13 protein-coding genes and 1 tRNA gene are annotated in these 15,260 nt (G+C 58.3%); 7 read left to right on the top strand and 7 right to left on the bottom strand.

Annotated features, from left to right (window positions below):
• The first annotated feature begins 2 nt into the window (after positions 1 to 2).
• The 6 genes from rfbD to L5849_RS02700 all read left to right on the top strand — a co-directional run bounded on the left by rfbD (position 3) and on the right by L5849_RS02700 (position 7,588).
• Entirely contained in the window at positions 3 to 854 is an 852-nt protein-coding gene (gene rfbD / locus L5849_RS02725; RefSeq protein WP_236924288.1) for a dTDP-4-dehydrorhamnose reductase, read from the top strand.
• A complete protein-coding gene (gene rfbA / locus L5849_RS02720; RefSeq protein ID WP_368735714.1) occupies positions 851 to 1,747 on the top strand; it encodes a glucose-1-phosphate thymidylyltransferase RfbA in 897 nt (298 codons plus the stop codon). The genes rfbD and rfbA overlap by 4 nt, the downstream gene beginning before the upstream one ends.
• Positions 1,748 to 2,136: 389 nt before the next feature.
• Positions 2,137 to 3,471, top strand: coding sequence for an O-antigen ligase (locus tag L5849_RS02715; protein ID WP_236924286.1), 1,335 nt, complete (start codon positions 2,137 to 2,139; stop codon positions 3,469 to 3,471).
• A gap of 69 nt (positions 3,472 to 3,540) precedes the next feature.
• Positions 3,541 to 4,266 carry a polysaccharide biosynthesis/export family protein gene (locus L5849_RS02710; protein ID WP_236924284.1) on the top strand — a complete coding sequence of 242 codons (726 nt, stop codon included), beginning with the start codon at positions 3,541 to 3,543 and terminating at the stop codon, positions 4,264 to 4,266.
• Complete coding sequence (locus L5849_RS02705; RefSeq protein ID WP_236924282.1) at positions 4,263 to 6,398, top strand: polysaccharide biosynthesis tyrosine autokinase; 2,136 nt, start codon at positions 4,263 to 4,265, stop codon at positions 6,396 to 6,398. Before L5849_RS02710 ends, L5849_RS02705 begins: the two co-directional genes overlap by 4 nt.
• A gap of 17 nt (positions 6,399 to 6,415) precedes the next feature.
• A complete protein-coding gene (locus L5849_RS02700) occupies positions 6,416 to 7,588 on the top strand; it encodes a hypothetical protein (protein WP_236924281.1) in 1,173 nt (390 codons plus the stop codon).
• Positions 7,589 to 7,978: 390 nt separating this feature from the next.
• Here L5849_RS02700 and L5849_RS02695 read toward each other — a convergent pair.
• Positions 7,979 to 8,053, bottom strand: a tRNA-Val gene (locus tag L5849_RS02695).
• 78 nt (positions 8,054 to 8,131) lie between these two features.
• Positions 8,132 to 8,524: a cell cycle two-component system response regulator CpdR gene (gene cpdR, locus L5849_RS02690; RefSeq protein WP_115417009.1), complete on the bottom strand. Its 393-nt coding sequence runs from the start codon at positions 8,522 to 8,524 to the stop codon at positions 8,132 to 8,134.
• A 220-nt stretch (positions 8,525 to 8,744) separates the two neighbouring features.
• Between cpdR and L5849_RS02685 the strand changes: the two genes are divergently transcribed.
• Positions 8,745 to 9,680, top strand: a complete 936-nt coding sequence (locus L5849_RS02685) for an N-formylglutamate amidohydrolase (RefSeq protein WP_236924279.1) — start codon at positions 8,745 to 8,747, stop codon at positions 9,678 to 9,680.
• Between the two features lie 208 nt (positions 9,681 to 9,888).
• Here L5849_RS02685 and L5849_RS02680 read toward each other — a convergent pair whose 3' ends face one another.
• From L5849_RS02680 to L5849_RS02660, 5 genes are all read right to left on the bottom strand, one after another.
• Entirely contained in the window at positions 9,889 to 10,707 is an 819-nt protein-coding gene (locus tag L5849_RS02680; RefSeq protein ID WP_236924278.1) for a class I mannose-6-phosphate isomerase, read from the bottom strand.
• Positions 10,692 to 11,729: a mannose-1-phosphate guanylyltransferase gene (locus L5849_RS02675; protein ID WP_236924276.1), complete on the bottom strand. Its 1,038-nt coding sequence runs from the start codon at positions 11,727 to 11,729 to the stop codon at positions 10,692 to 10,694. The genes L5849_RS02680 and L5849_RS02675 overlap by 16 nt, the downstream gene beginning before the upstream one ends.
• Positions 11,730 to 11,816: 87 nt before the next feature.
• A complete protein-coding gene (locus L5849_RS02670) occupies positions 11,817 to 12,905 on the bottom strand; it encodes a PDZ domain-containing protein (RefSeq protein ID WP_236924275.1) in 1,089 nt (362 codons plus the stop codon).
• The gene (locus tag L5849_RS02665) at positions 12,874 to 13,662 is read right to left on the bottom strand and encodes a SapC family protein (RefSeq protein WP_115417005.1); all 789 of its coding nucleotides are present in this window, start codon (positions 13,660 to 13,662) and stop codon (positions 12,874 to 12,876) included. Before L5849_RS02665 ends, L5849_RS02670 begins: the two co-directional genes overlap by 32 nt.
• A 66-nt stretch (positions 13,663 to 13,728) precedes the next feature.
• Positions 13,729 to 15,177, bottom strand: a complete 1,449-nt coding sequence (locus tag L5849_RS02660; protein WP_236924273.1) for an FAD-binding oxidoreductase — start codon at positions 15,175 to 15,177, stop codon at positions 13,729 to 13,731.
• Positions 15,178 to 15,260: the final 83 nt, after the last annotated feature.

Genomic DNA, 15,260 nt, shown 5'->3' with positions numbered 1-15,260 from the left:
CTATGTCAATCCTCGTTTTCGGCAAGACCGGCCAGGTCGCGCGCGAGCTTCAGGCACGCGCGCCCGTCGTAGCGATAGGGCGCGACGAGGCCGACTTGTCGGATCCGGCAGCTTGCGCTGCGGTAATCGCTTCGCGATCGCCCGGCGCGGTGATCAACGCGGCCGCATACACCGGCGTGGACAAGGCTGAGGAGGAGGAAACCCTTGCTACCCTCGTCAATGGCGAAGCTCCGACGGCCATGGCGAAAGCTTGCGCTGTCCTCGACATTCCGTTCGTCCACATATCTACAGATTATGTATTCGATGGCTCGGGACACCGGCCATGGCAAACGAGCGATCCTCGCCATCCGTCCAATGCATACGGACGCAGCAAGCTGAAGGGCGAACGAGGCGTGGAAGAGGCGGGAGGGCGTTTCGCAGTCCTGCGCACCAGTTGGGTCTTTTCGAGCCACGGGAATAATTTCCTTAAGACAATGGTGCGCCTTTCCGAGACTCGTTCGGAACTAAAGGTGGTCGATGACCAGATCGGCGGACCGACGCCGGCAGCCGATATTGCCGATGCGTGCCTCACGATCGCGCGAGCATTGCAGCAGGATGCCGGAAAGTCGGGCCTGTATCATTTCAGTGGCACGCCCAATGTATCCTGGGCGCACTTCGCCCGTACGATCTTTGACGCCGTGGGCAGGGAAGTGTCGGTTCTCGGGATACCGACCAGTGAATATCCGACGCCAGCGGTGCGGCCGCTGAATTCGCGGCTCGATTGCAGCGCAACCGTGGAGGCGTTCGGCATCGCGCAACCCGACTGGCGTGGGGCAGTCAAACAGATATTGGACGAATTGGAGATTGCACCATGACGATGCAGCGCAAAGGCATCATTCTCGCTGGAGGGTCCGGTACCCGGCTCTATCCCGTAACATTGGGTGTTTCGAAGCAACTCCTTCCAATCTTCGATAAGCCGATGATCTACTATCCGCTCAGCTTACTCATGCTGGCGGGTATCCGCGAAATCGCGGTTATCACGACACCGGAAGATCGGGCGCAATTCATCCGCACTCTCGGCGATGGCAGCCAATGGGGTATAAGCTTGACATTTATCGAGCAACCGAGTCCGGACGGTCTGGCACAGGCGTATCTATTAGCGGAAGAGTTTCTGGATGGCGCCCCGTCTGCCATGGTGCTCGGGGATAACATTTTCTTCGGGCATGGCCTGCCCGACCACCTCTCGGCCGCTAGCGCTCAGACTGACGGCGGCACGGTCTTCGGATACAGGGTGGCCGATCCAGAGCGGTATGGCGTGGTCGATTTTGCCAGTGATGGTTCGGTCCGGTCGATTGTCGAGAAGCCTGAAGTGCCTGCATCCAATTTCGCGGTGACCGGTCTTTATTTTCTGGATGGAAGCGCTCCCCAGCGCGCGGCAAGCGTGAAGCCGTCTGCCCGCGGCGAACTTGAAATCACATCTCTTCTCGAAAGCTACCTCAACGATGGTCTGCTCAAAGTCGGGCTTCTGGGGCGAGGGTACGCTTGGCTCGACACGGGCACTCACGCCAGCTTGCTGGATGCGGGGAACTTTGTGCGCACGATCGAGGAGCGGCAGGGTCTCCAGACCGGCAGCCCCGACGAGATAGCCTACCGTCTGGGGTGGATTTCCGCGCAGCAACTGGCTGAACGGGCGGAGATTTTCGGGAAGAATGCCTATGGCCGCTATCTTGAGGATCTTCTCGGAGAGAGTGTCTCGTCCCAGACTTGAGGCACTACCCGCATGACTAGCGAAGAGCAGAGCTCGGTTGCGGTATTCCGACCCCTTGTCAGAAAACGCCGAATGGGCGATGTCACAGCATCAAACATTCAGGCAGCGGTGAGGGTCTCTTCCATTTTCAGCCACGCTTCAGGTTTGCAAAGCCAGTGAAATTTGGGGATTGGATTGGTAGGCAAGGTGCGGCTGCGAGCAATGAAAAATTACACCTGTGGATAGCAAGATGAGGTTATCGGTCGACTACATACCCAGATCGTCGACGAACTCTAGATCGCGCAGGCCGCGCCAAACGGGATGGGCAACATTGCATGGATAGTGGTAGCGTTCCGGTCCGCCGGACAGGAAAAAAATTTAGTAGCGGTCCAGTGCAAGGTTGGCTCATATTGAGCCTCTTTGCCGCTTTGGTCGCCCTGACCGGCGGTGCGTCAAGATATGACGCGATCCAAATCGTACCGCTGCGAGCATTTTCCGCGCTCTTTTTGATTCCTGCGTTCTACTATCTCACGCTGGAAGGCATGAAGGCACAGCGCGCGTTGTTCCTTCTCTTTGGCTGCTATGCGCTGCTAGTCTTGGTTCAGCTGGTACCTCTTCCACCTGGGTTGTGGCAGGGACTTCCGGATCGAGGCGATCCGGCGCGGTTGGATTCGGTTCTCGGTTTCCAGGACGTTTGGCGCCCCCTCACATTGACCCCGATGCGCAGCTGGAATGCCTTGGGGAGCCTCGTAGTCCCGGCGGCTGGCCTGATGCTTGCAGTTGCCCTACGCGTGTCGGCGCGCGTGATTTTGCGTGTGATCGCAGGGCTTGGTGTCCTGAATGGCGTTCTGGGGCTGCTTCAGATCGCTACAGGGAAGTCCAGTGCCTTCTATTTTTACGAGCTCACCAATAAGGGTTCTCCGGTCGGTATTTTCGCGAACGAGAATCATGCGGCTATCTTCGCCGCCTGTTCACTATTGGTTGTCACGTCGCTCGTCTTGAGGGCGCGTGAAGCGCAGAGTGCGACCTGGGAGCGTTTGGTCTACACGGTCGCTTTCGTCTTTATCCTCCTGACATCTCTGGTCGGTGCTTCGCGTGCCGGCCTCGCCGCCACCTTCGGAGCGATCATCGTCTCGCTTGTTATGCTTTTTCTCTCGCCGCGAACCAATCGAGGTCAGTCGGTGAACGATCCTGTGAGGCGGTGGCTCGATAAGCATCCGGGCCTGGTGTTGGTTGTGCCGGTCGTCGCCATATCACTCACTGCGGGGGCCTTCTTGCTGCTCGACCGTACGCCAGCGTTTCAGGACATGCTTTCACGAGACAGTTTGGCAGATTTGAGGTGGTCCCTATGGCCAGTCATCGCGGCGATGATTGCAACTCACTGGGGACTAGGCACGGGGTTTGGATCTTTCGAGCAAGTCTACAAGATCTATGAGCCATCGGAATTGCTGATGCCACACTACGTGAACCAAGCGCACAATGACTGGGCTCAGTTCGTTATTGAGGGCGGGATTCCCGGAGTGCTGATTCTAATCGCGCTTTTCGTTTGGATGGCCTGCGCAATCGCGAGGATTGCCGCCAAGAATTTGGTGAATGTAAATGCGCTTTTTTGGGTGAGTATTTTCGCTATCATTGGGGTTGCTTCGTTGGTTGATTACCCCCTAAGGACGCCGCTCTTCCAAGTGGTTGCGATTTGGCTTCTCGTGGCACTCTCACGAGACATGCGTGGCCGGAATGGGAGATGATTGAATGCGGCAAAAAACCGTGTGCCTTGATAGCTGTCGTCGTTTCGGAGTTGCGCTGAGGCGCTCATCATGAAGAAAATCAACTCGGTGAAGAAATTCAGAGCGGTCATAAGTGGCCTCGCGCTCGTCCTCGTTTTGTCGGGATGTGCTACGGATCGAAGCTATGGCGGGGCGCCGGATATCGAGATTGCAGAGCTCGAAGAATTGCCAGCGCCAGGTGTTGAAAATCTCTATGTTATCGGTCCGCAACAAAGGTTGGAGGTGGACGTCGTGGGGGCGGAGCGTCTGAGCGGTACCTACCTCACGGACGGTCAGGGACGGATCACCTTCCCGCTCGTAGGCATTCTCGATCTCAATGGCCTTGCGCCCAGCGATGCCGCAGAAATGATCGCTAGAGTTCTCGAGGGGCGGTATCTTCTCAATCCACAAGTAAGAGTGATTCCGTCAGAGCTTCCCCTGCCCACAGTCTCTGTGGGGGGGCAGGTCAATAAGCCGGGGGAGTATCCGGTCCTTGGCCGGCAAACGCTTCTGCGTGTCGTCAACCAAGCGGGGGGTCTCGCGGAATATGCCAAGCTGGACGATGTCCTGGTTCTGCGAACGGTAGATGGTCAGCGCTATATTGGCGCGTATAATATCCAGGCTATTCAGCGCGGAAATTATGGAGATCCCGCCGTCTACTCCAACGATATCGTCATTGTTGGGGATTCGCCAAGTCGAAGGCGTCTGGATAGTATTTTACGATTTGCTCCGCTACTTTCGACTTCTGCCATTTTGATTGATCGGATCGGACGTTGAACACTCTTAATCTTGGTTCGCCCGAGCTTGCCAGGCAAGATGATGGATATGCTCTTACCGACAATGTCGACGGCAACGGTTCGTTTGCTCTCGATGTCGAGCGCTATTGGCACGAGGCCGTCAGCCTAAAGTACTGGCTTGCTGGTATCGTTGCGCTTGGCATTTTGCTGGGCGTTCTCGTTACATTGCTGGCCACGCCCCTCTATCAAGCGAGCGCGCGCCTCGAAGTTTCGCAGGTTACGGCCGATGTGACCAATCTTGATTCTCTCGACGTCGATAGCAAGGTTTCCGAACTCCAATACCTCAATACCCAGTACGAGCTGCTTGTGTCGAATTTCATGGCCAAGCGGGTCGTGGAGGCCGGCAACCTGACTCGCGACGAAGCATTTCGTGATGCGTTCGCACTTGAGGACGGCGCCGATCTTGAGGCGAAGATCGAAGGGATACTGTTCAACAATATAAGTATCAGTCCGATTACACAGTCGAGTCTGGTGGATGTGAAATTCTCCAGTCCTGACCCAGTCGTTTCGGCCGAAATTGCCAATCTGTGGGTCAAGGAGTTCGTGGCGGCAAACTACGAAAAGCGCTTTGGTGCAAACATCGAGGCGAGAGAGTTCCTCCAAAGGCAGATTGCAGAACTTCGGGAGCGCCTGGCTCGATCGGAGCAGGAACTCGTAGAGTATGCAAATGCGAACGGGATTCTTGTACTCAGCGCAGGTGAGCAATCGGGTTCCGAATCGGCAGCCCAGACCTTGATTGGCGCCGATCTGCAGGCGCTCAACACTGCCTTGGCTGCAGCCGTTGCGGATCGTATCAATGCTCAAGCGGCGGTTGTCGGCGGCAATTTTCCCAGTACGGACCCCCGCAACGAATTGCTGACGAACCTGAGCACGGCCGAGGCCGAGCTGGCGGTTCTTCGTTCGAATTTCGGTCCGGATTATCCGCAAGTTCAGGAAAAGCGGGCCGAGGTGAATTCGCTTCGTGCTGCTATTTCGGGAGGTGCACAGGATCTTCTTCGGTCGGCCAGAGTCAGAGAAGCACAACTGCGCGAACAGGTCGAGCAGGCGAAGCAGCGCTTTCTCGGGCAACAGGGTCAGGGAATTCGTTACGGGATCCTGAAGCGCGAAGTCGAGACCAACCGCCAGATCTACGATGCGTTGCTTCAGCGCTTTAAAGAACTGGAAGCATCTGGTGCTGGTGAGAACAACATTCAAATCATCGATTTGGCTGATGAACCGGGCTCGCCATATGCCCCCTCGCTGCTGCTTAACCTTCTGTTCGCGCTCATCGGGAGCGTGGCCCTGGCAATGGCAGTGGTCTATCTGAAGGTTACCCTTAGCCAGACTTTGCAGGATCCCGAAGATGTGCGCAGACGTCTTGGCCTGCCTCTGTTGGGCGCCATTCCTCGCGAGACGAATGGCGACTTGGTCGAGTGCCTCACGGAACGTTCTTCTGAGATCAATGAAGCGTACACGACGGTTCGAACAAATTTGAGCTTCCTGACGCCAAAAGGGGCGCCGCAGGTCCTCATGTTAACTTCCTCGGTGCCTGCAGAAGGAAAGAGCATCTCATCCGCCGGGGTTGCCGCCAGCTTTGCGCAATTGGGGAAGCGTACCTTGTTGATCGATGCCGACCTGCGCAATTCAAAGCTAAGGGACACCCTAAGTCTGCATGGCTATGAGAAAGGCGGGCTGGTTCCTCTATTGGCCAATCAAGAGACTGACATGTCGTCTCAGATTGTCACGCTCGACCAATTTGGCTTCGACTTTTTGCCTATGGGGCGCACTCCGCCGAACCCGGTGGAGCTTTTGGCAGGTGAGAGATTTGCTGAGATTGTAGAGACTGCCAGGGCGACCTACGATCAGGTCCTAATCGACGGGGCTCCAATGTTGGCTTTGGCCGATGCGGTCGAAATGTCGAAAGTTGTGGATGGCGTAATCTTCGTGATCGAGGCAGAGCGGATCAAGCTCAGGGGCATCGAGAATGCGATCAATCGCCTGCGTCGCTCGGGTGCGCAGGTGCTTGGGGCAATAGTTACCAAGGTGAGCCAGAAGAACTCCGCTTATGGTTACGGCTATGGCTACGGTTACGGCTATGGCTACGGGGAAGATAAACGCGAGGAACAGGTTTAAACGACCTGCTCGAGACCATGAAGCCGGCACGCCCACTCCGTCTAATTCTCTCGGCAATAGTCGGTTTGGCGCTTGCGATTGGCCTTGCGGCACAATCTGCGGGTCTTGCCTTGACGCGCAAGGCACCCGCCACTGCATTGTCGCTGTTCCCACTGAACGGTCCGGCTCAGGAAGAACTCGCGACCTTGATCTTCATTTCGGCAGCCGAAGGGGATGACGCCACGCAGCTTGGAGCACCCAGAGCCAAAGATAGGGCACTGGCGGCGTACCGGAGTGAACCCCTTAGCCCGGATGCGCATGCAATCCTTGCGTTGGCCGAACAGAATGAGAAGGTTCGGTCGGACATCGTGAGCCTTGCCGCGGGATTGAATCGAAGGAACTCGAGGCTCCAAGCGGTTGTCCTTCAAGGACAAGTAGCCAACCAGGACTATCCGGGAGCCATCGCGACGTTGGACCGGATTCTGCGTGTCCGACCTTCACGATCCCCCGAGCTGTTTCCGACATTACTGCCAGTCTTTGTAAGAGAAGGGGCAGTCGACGAATTCGCTCGAATTCTCGACGGCACATCGCTGTGGCATGAAGCTTTCTTCCGCTATGCGGTAAGGCAACCTGCGGCACTTTTAAACCTCGTTGAATTGCGCAAGCGAGTCCCATTCCAAGATCAAGAACTGGACCAGACTCTTCTTAGAAATCTCGTGCGCGAAGATGAACTCGATGCCGCCTACGAATTCTACAAGCGATTGGGAGAGGAAGGTCAATCCGGCGAAGACGACGGAGAGCTCGATTGGATTACGACGTATCCGCCTTTCGATTGGAAATTGACCGATCGGGCAGGTCTCCGGGCTCAACCAAGTCGAAATTCAGCGGAGCTGGAAATATCGGCTAAACCCGGTGAAGGAGGCGTCGTGGCTCGACGTTTCATAAAGACTCCCGACGCCCCCTTTGTGTTTAGTGTCGAGCACGAGATCAAGTCGGATCAAGCATTGCAAGATATAGACGTCAGTCTTTATTGTGGCGGTGCGCGCCAATTTATGATCTTCGATCAAAACCTTGCTGATTTGGGTCGCGAATTCGAAGTAAAGAATTTGCCTGCATTCTGCTCGTTCATGGAATTGATCATAGAAGCTAGGGCTTGGTCGGGACGTTCTGCGCTTGATGCGAAAATCAGATCGGTCGGTATCCGCAACTGATTGGTAAGTTCCTATCGCCGATGGGAACCTAGGCAAGGCTGCATTCAGGCTTCATTGCACGTTGTTCTCGATGGAGGACGGAATGCCGATCGGTCTTTGGTCAGCCAATGGGTGCGCGATCAGCCAGCGAGTGGTGTCCCGCCTCGGTCGCGAGTGCATGCGTTTCAGACTTCAGCGTGAAGACGACGCTCTTCGGCGTGTTGTGCCCGGTTACCTATCTCCGTTTGCATAAGAGCCTCCGATCAATTGCCGGCTTATGGCACCCTCCGATATCCAGCCTGGCCCTTTTGAACGGTGTCGGCGTGCCAATTGCCTCAGGTATCAAACCGATTCGAACCATAAAAAAGCCCGCCGATTCGGCGGGCTTTTTGCTGCCTCGAAAGGCTTCGATGGTGGGCGTACCAAGGTTCGAACTTGGGACCCCTACGATGTCAACATAGTGCTCTACCACTGAGCTATACGCCCACACCATCGGGCGCCCCTTCGTGGGGCAGGCGGGCGTTTAGCGGGGCTTGGATAACCACGCAAGACCCTATTGCGGACTTATTGCAAACTCGCGCTCACCCGTTCGTCGAGCACGCGTTCTACTTCCAGCACGAGGTCGCGCAGATGGAAGGGTTTCGACAGCACCTTGGCATGCGGTTGCTCGCGGCTGGCTTTCAGTGTCACGGCTGCGAACCCGGTAATGAACATAACTTTCGTGTGCGGACTTACCTCGTTGCATCGCTGAGCGAGCTCGATGCCATCCATTTCAGGCATTACGATATCCGAAAGCAGCAGATCGTATTGCGCGCCTTCGAGCAAGGGTATCGCGTCGGTTCCACGATCGACCGAATCGACCGAATATCCGGCATTGACGAGCGCACGCTCGAGATAGACGCGCATTGCGTCGTCATCCTCGGCTAGCAAGATTCGCTGAGTCGGTGTTTCCGTCATGGGCTCTATGTACTCCGGGCGTTTTAAAAAAGCATGTATCCGAAACAAGCAGTGTTAACGCGCATGCCGGGCCGAACCTGCTAGATGAGCGTGTGTACCCTGCTGCCGCAGGAAGCGCTGGACCAAGGCGTAGCTTGGCCCGCTACGAAACAAATCCCGACTTGATTAATCGGGGGGCGCAACCGACGATGTGCCGGTGGACGAAGGACAAGCAGGCGCGATGACCGATTTCGAACATTTCGAACATTTGTCGGGCGGTGCGATTCCCGGGCGGCAAGGGCCATCCTACCGGCTGTGGCGGCAAGGGAAGCCGTCCATCCCCATATTGGTTGCAGCGCCCCATGGCGGACGCTCCTACCCGGACGACGTGTTGGCTTGTTTGCGCGATCCCGAGCAAACTCGTCTGCGACTGGAAGACCGCTATATCGATGCAGTGGCGCGACCAGTCGCGCAGGCGACATCTTCCAGCCTGCTTCTGGCCGAAGCTCCACGAGCGATGATCGATCTCAACCGATCGGTCGACGATGTCGACTGGGGCATGGTCCGTGGTGCAAAGCCTGGCCGAGTGCGGCACTCGCTGGCCAATCGCCGGTCGCGTAGCGGCCTCGGTCTGGTTCCGCGGCGTATTCCCGGAATGGGTGAAATCAGGCAGCGTCCCCTGGCCAAGGCGGAACTGGATGCCTGGATCGAGGCAATCTACGTTCCCTATCATGCCGCGCTGGCCGCGGAACTGGAGCGGCTCCGCGACAACTGGGGCGTGGCGCTGCTGGTCGATCTTCACTCCATGCCTCCCCTCAAGAAGGCCCACGCTGAGGACCGACCGGCAGAGTTCGTGATCGGAGACCGATTTTGCGCATCCTGCGATCCCGGGCTCGTCGATCTCGCGATCCGTTACCTCGGCAATCAGGGAAGGAGAGTGGCTCACAATCGTCCCTATTCCGGCGGGTACGTGCTCGACCGCTATGGACAGACGGCTCGGGGTATCCATGCGCTGCAGATCGAAGTCTGTCGCAGCACCTATCTCGATGCCCGGCTCGACCAGCCGAGTGCGCGATTAGGGGCGATAGCGAAGCTGCTTACGGGCCTGGTGGACACCTTGGGGGCCGAGGTCACTTCCATGGGACGCCTGAGCCACATGGTCCAAGCGGCGGAGTAAGAAAAAACCACCCCGCGTCGATAACGCGGGGTGGCCAAGGTTCAGGGAGGAAATGCACTCGCGTGCATTTGCCGGAAGCGCCATGAGGGAAAGCGCAACCGGGCACTGAAGGAAATGGGGCTGGAACGTCTGGGTTTCAAGGTTGACGACACAGGCGCCAAGCCACGGCTCGGCGCAAAAAGGGAGCGGATCGCAGCAGCTTTCCGAATTAGTAGCGAGCCTGGGCGATCAACAAGAGGCCATCACCCGAAACTGACTTGTCGTGGATTGCCGAGGCCAAAGCGCAGTCTCCGGCGCCGAGCGTTTCGCCCTCAAACGAGACTTCTCCGGAAAAGGGAATGAGCAGCGAGGGAGACTGGCCGAGCTTGGGGAGGGGCATAGAACCCTGCGCGCGCCAATAGTGCAGGCGGAAATGCGGGCCATCCACGAGGAGTCCGGCATCGTTCCCCATCCTCGTCCGCAACTGTTCGGGATAGGGGCCCGTCGTGGCGACCTCGACCGCTTGGTCGAGATGCAGGTCGCGCGGACGGCCGTAATCGAACAGGCGGAACGTGATATCGGAATTCTGCTGTATCTCGATCAGGCTGACGCCGCCACCTATCGCATGCACCGTGCCCGCGGGTATATAGAAGACGTCACCCGCCCGGACTTCGTGCCAGACGAGCTTATCCACGATGGTTCCATCGAGAGCTGAAGCGCGCATTTCTTCCGGGGTTATTTCATCGCGAAATCCAACGGCTATGGTCGCGCCGGGTTCGGCATCCAGGATAACCCAGCATTCGCTTTTACCCTTGCTTCCCAACCCCATGCCCTGCGCCTGGCGATCATCGGGATGAGCCTGAACCGACAGTCTTTCGCTGGTGAATATATACTTGACCAGCAACTCGTCGAGTTCATCCGGGGGGGCGAACCACACTTCGCCGATCCGGTTCTGTGACGGATGGGGGAAGGGGGCGGGCAGTCGGTCGACGCCCCAGATTTTGTCGACGAACGTGCTGGGCAGCTTGCGGATCACTGCTTCTTGCACCGACTTGCTTCGCCTACGCGTTGAACCGCGCTGCGTGCCGCGACCAAGACGTCATCGCCGTTGACGACCACCACGATATCGTCGGCCCCGACCAAGGTCACATGAGGGCCGTCACTATCGATCATCGAGCCCCTGGCGCCGATGATCTCGCCAGGTCCGGCGATGACGTTCTCCTGCGAAGGGGAAAGGCGCTTCTGGAATAGAGCATCCCAATTGCCGATGTCGGACCAGCCCATGGACACATCCACCATGGCCGCGTGATCGGTATTCTCCATGATCGCATAGTCCACCGATTCGCCCTCGACGGCGGCGAAAAGGGCATCGTCGGGCCGGATGGTCGTATCGGCGTGCTGCCCCCTATCGAAAGCCTGCTTGGTTCGCGCGGCCATATCCGGCCGATGCCTCGCCAGTTCCTCACGAAATCGCCCCGCCCGAAAAGCGAATATTCCGCCATTCCATGCGTATCCACCGTCCGCAATGAACTGGAGGGCCGTCTGGAGGTCCGGCTTCTCTACGAATCGCTCGACCCTGAAACCGTCTCCGACGGCCTCGCCGCGGCGAATATATCCATAACCGGTTTCCGGTGCGGTCGCCTGAATACCGAACGAAACCAACCAGTCTTCAGCGGCCAATCCCGCGGCGGCGCGGGCGGCGGCTTCGAAGGCTCGCGCATCCACTATGTGATGATCGCTTGGGCACACCAACATGATATCGTCCGCATCGAGCGCGAGCGCCGCGAGAGCTATCGCCGGTGCCGTGTTCCGGCCGACCGGTTCGACGATAAATTTCGCGTCCGGGGCAATTTCGGACGCTTGCTGCTGCGCGAATTGCAGGTGTTTGTCGCCCACCACGATCACGGGTCTTGCGAACAGTTTCCGGTCGGAGCACCGCGCCAATGTGGACTGATACAGCGTTTCATCGCCCAGCAGGGGAATAAAGGGTTTCGGTTTCGCGGCACGGCTTCTTGGCCACAGCCTGGTGCCGCTGCCACCGCACAAAACGACTGGAACGATAGTCGACAAACTCCAACCCCTCGATTGCCATAACCGGATCGGAAAAGTGCCGTCCTCGCACAAGGACCTTGGCTACTTCTCACATCGTGTCGAGATTTAGGGGGCGGTCCGTCGTCTGGCCAGTTCCTTTTCGAGATCGCTCGAGAAATGTGTCTTCCAATCGGCCAGACCGTCGCCATTCAACTGTCTTGCCCGTTCGATCTTGGGTAGTTCCGCTTCGATGAATTCGACGCGTTCGTCCCATCCATCATGGGTGCGCTTGCGGAAAATCCAGCCACCATGCTTCGGCCCCCAGCTTCGCATGAAGCGGATGGCAGCGCGTGGATCGTAGCCCGCATTGTGCAGCAGCCACGGCATCAACCGGTCGGCGTCGCGTTCCGAAAGGCGTACCAGCCTGCGCTTCCAGCCGATATCTCCGAACGTCTGCGGATGACGAAGGATATTGTGTGCCATCTCATGCGCAATCGCGGCTGCGAAAGACGGTTCGTCATATGCGAAACCCGGAAAATTCTCCCCGACCATAACCCGCTTGCCATCGGCCGCGGCGTTCTTCTTGGAATCGATGAGTTCGAACCGCGTGGGACAGGCATCCACGCCGGCGATCCGGGCGGTTTGCTGCTCGCCGCCCAGAGGCTGGAACGAAATCTCGACCTGTCCAAGGGCGAGTGCTGCGTCCATCGCATCGCGAATGGCGAAGGCGCGCTGCCAGCGTGGGTCCGTTTTGGGCCAATCGCCGAGGATGGATTTTCCGTTTATGGACAGGATCGTATCGTTCTGAGCGATGCCCATCGCAGCAGCCGGTGATCCGGGCGCCACGGCCTGAACGCCAAGGTCGCCTGTCAGTTGGAACTGTGCACGCACGGCGTTCGGATCGCCGTAGCTATCGGCATCGTGAATCAGCAGGCCGGAAACCTTGACGGCCTGGGCACAGAACGGAGCATTGGCCGTGGCCAGTCGATATCCAACCCGGAAGAGGCGTTCCTCGCGGCGTTGGAAAATCTCGAGCGGAGCGGGCTCTCGGGCCGTTTGCTCCGCATCGCCCTCTGCCGCCACTGGGCCGGACAGGGCGAAGGCCGCCGTCGCCACCAAGGTACGAAGCGTACCGAAAAAGGGCGCGCGGCAGGAAGGTCGCCGCGCGCCCGGAATAAAGCGATTAAGCGGTCGGAACACCGGCAGTCGCGGCATCGGGCTGCGGAACCTTGCCCTGCTGGAGTTGGCGACCGAAAATGGTCCGCATCATGTCCATCGAGAATATCTGCGCCCAGATCAGCGGCAGGAGCCCGTTTTCCGTCCATTTGCGGAGCTGATCGCCGCGCAGTTCGCGAAGCTTTTCCTGATTGATCATCTGGAATCCGCGATAGACGAAGGGCTTGTCGTTGCCCTGTTCGGTGATCGCGATTTCGCCTTCCATCAGCAGATCGTGGTCTTTGAGTTCTTTCATGAACTGCTGCGTCCGCTGCCCGGCATGCTCGAACTGCTCACAGAATTCGAGGATTTGCTTGGTTCCTTCGCTCGCCTCACCATTCTCGAACAGCGCCTGACCATCGTCGAATTCACCGACATTGTCGGCGGTGGGGTCGAAACACAGCGAAAGTTCGTCGGCATCGGGCTTCAGTCGGGCCAGCATAAAGGGATACCGGCGCACATAGGCGGGGATGTAAACCTGTTCGGTAACAACGCCCTCATCGTCGACGAAGGTGTTGACGCCATCGTTCAGCCCCATCAGCGCAAGGGGAACAGGGTCCGAACCGGTCGAAAAAACGATCGGCATATCGCGCTGAGCCTGGACGAATTCGTCGACGGTCAGGGGAACGGCGTGCTGCTTCGCCAGCCATGGGGCCTTGGCCATCGGACGCGTGCGATAATTCGCGTGGTCCTTGCTGTTGAGGGGCATCAGGTCTTTGAAGAACAGGGGCAGATTGGGCTGCGGCGCGCTGGCCATGGATCTCTCCGAAATTCGATTGAATTGAGCGGCAGGCCCGATGGACATCCGCACGAAGCGGGCGCTTTACGGCGTTGCGGCCCCTGGTGCAAGCGGCACGAGCTTACCCGGATTGAGTATCCCCTGCGGATCCATTGCTCGCTTGATGACACGCATCAGACCAAGCGCCACGGGATCGCCCAGACGGCCAAGTTCGTCGCGTTTCATCTGTCCGATACCGTGCTCTGCGCTTATCGAACCGCCGAATTCGGTCACTAGATCGTGAACATAGGCGCTTATCGCCTTGCCTTCCGCATTTTCCCATGCGCCGCGAATGGCGTCGGCGGGGGCGAGAACGTGATAGTGAATATTCCCGTCACCGAGATGGCCGAAGCCAACCGCGCGTGTTCCGGGAAACCGGTTCTCGATCCGCGGCGTGGCTGTTTCGATGAATTCGGGCATCCGGGCCACCGGAACCGAGATATCGTGCTGCATTGCCGGGCCTATCGCGCGTTCTGCCGGAGAGATACTTTCGCGCAGATGCCAGAAGGCTTCGGCCTGCGCTTCATTGGCGGCCACCACGGCATTTTCGGCTAGACCGCGTTCCATTGCGGTTTCGAACATCTGTTCCACGATCTGGTCCAGGTGCTCCGATTCGCGATCTTCGGTGACTACCTCGATCAGCGCATGCCAGGCGTGGTTCTCGGCCAGCGGAGCGCGGGCATCGGGCAGATACGCCACCACCGATTCGAGGCAATGTGCGGGCAGAACCTCGAATCCTTCGAGCGCCGATCCCGCCGTGTTCTCGCAATGACGCAGCAGATCGCGCGCTGCCGAGATGCTTTTCAAGCCGGCCCAGACGACGCGCCGGTCCGCAATTGCCGGCAGCAATCGAAGCGTCGCACCGGTCACAATACCCAGGGTTCCTTCCGAGCCGATCAGCAATTGCTTGAGATCGAAACCCCGATTGTCCTTCTTGAGCGGGACGAGGCCGGAGAATATTTGCCCGTCCGCCATCACCGCTTCGATGCCGAGCACCTGGGCACGCATGGTCCCATGGCGCAAGACCTGGGTTCCACCCGCATTGGTCGAAATCAGGCCGCCAATGGTTGCCGATCCCTTGCCGCCAAGGGTGAGGGGAAAGCGCAGCCCTTGCGCCGATGCTGCCTCATGCAGCGTCTGCAAGACAACGCCTGCATCACAGGTAAGCTGGGCCGCATCGACATCGAGATCGCGGATGGTGTTCATCCGGCGCAACGACAGGAGTATGCTCGTTCCGCTTGCGTCGGGAGTAGCGCCGCCCGACATACCGCTATTGCCCCCTTGCGGCACGATCGGCACGTGATGTTCGGCGCAAAGTTGGACGAATTGACTGACTTGCGCGGTTGTCGCGGGTGAAGCGAGCCCCATGGCGGCGCCGGTATAGCGTCCGCGCCAGTCGGTCAGCCAGGGATCGACCAGTTCCGGATCGGTGGTGAAGCCGCGTGGTCCAAGAAGGTCGATGGCGGCACTGCGGAAGAGGGCTGAGTCGGTCATTTGCGGTATTCCTGCCACAGCTTACCGCCCCGACGCCACCACTTGCCAATCGGAGACAAACAATTAAGCCCGTATTCAAGCGT

It is taken from the genome of Erythrobacter sp. SN021, from assembly GCF_021864455.1.
Note: the sequence above shows the minus strand (reverse complement) of the source record. Positions and strands in the feature narration are given on the sequence as shown.

Coding starts and splice junctions, on each gene's coding strand:
- cpdR (WP_115417009.1), bottom strand. CDS start 8,524: ATGACGGAAACACCGACTCAGCGAATCTTGCTAGCCGAGGATGACGAC.
- rfbA (WP_368735714.1), top strand. CDS start 851: ATGACGATGCAGCGCAAAGGCATCATTCTCGCTGGAGGGTCCGGTACC.
- L5849_RS02685 (WP_236924279.1), top strand. CDS start 8,745: ATGACCGATTTCGAACATTTCGAACATTTGTCGGGCGGTGCGATTCCC.
- L5849_RS02710 (WP_236924284.1), top strand. CDS start 3,541: ATGAAGAAAATCAACTCGGTGAAGAAATTCAGAGCGGTCATAAGTGGC.
- L5849_RS02660 (WP_236924273.1), bottom strand. CDS start 15,177: ATGACCGACTCAGCCCTCTTCCGCAGTGCCGCCATCGACCTTCTTGGA.
- L5849_RS02665 (WP_115417005.1), bottom strand. CDS start 13,662: ATGGCCAGCGCGCCGCAGCCCAATCTGCCCCTGTTCTTCAAAGACCTG.
- rfbD (WP_236924288.1), top strand. CDS start 3: ATGTCAATCCTCGTTTTCGGCAAGACCGGCCAGGTCGCGCGCGAGCTT.
- L5849_RS02700 (WP_236924281.1), top strand. CDS start 6,416: ATGAAGCCGGCACGCCCACTCCGTCTAATTCTCTCGGCAATAGTCGGT.
- L5849_RS02670 (WP_236924275.1), bottom strand. CDS start 12,905: ATGCCGCGACTGCCGGTGTTCCGACCGCTTAATCGCTTTATTCCGGGC.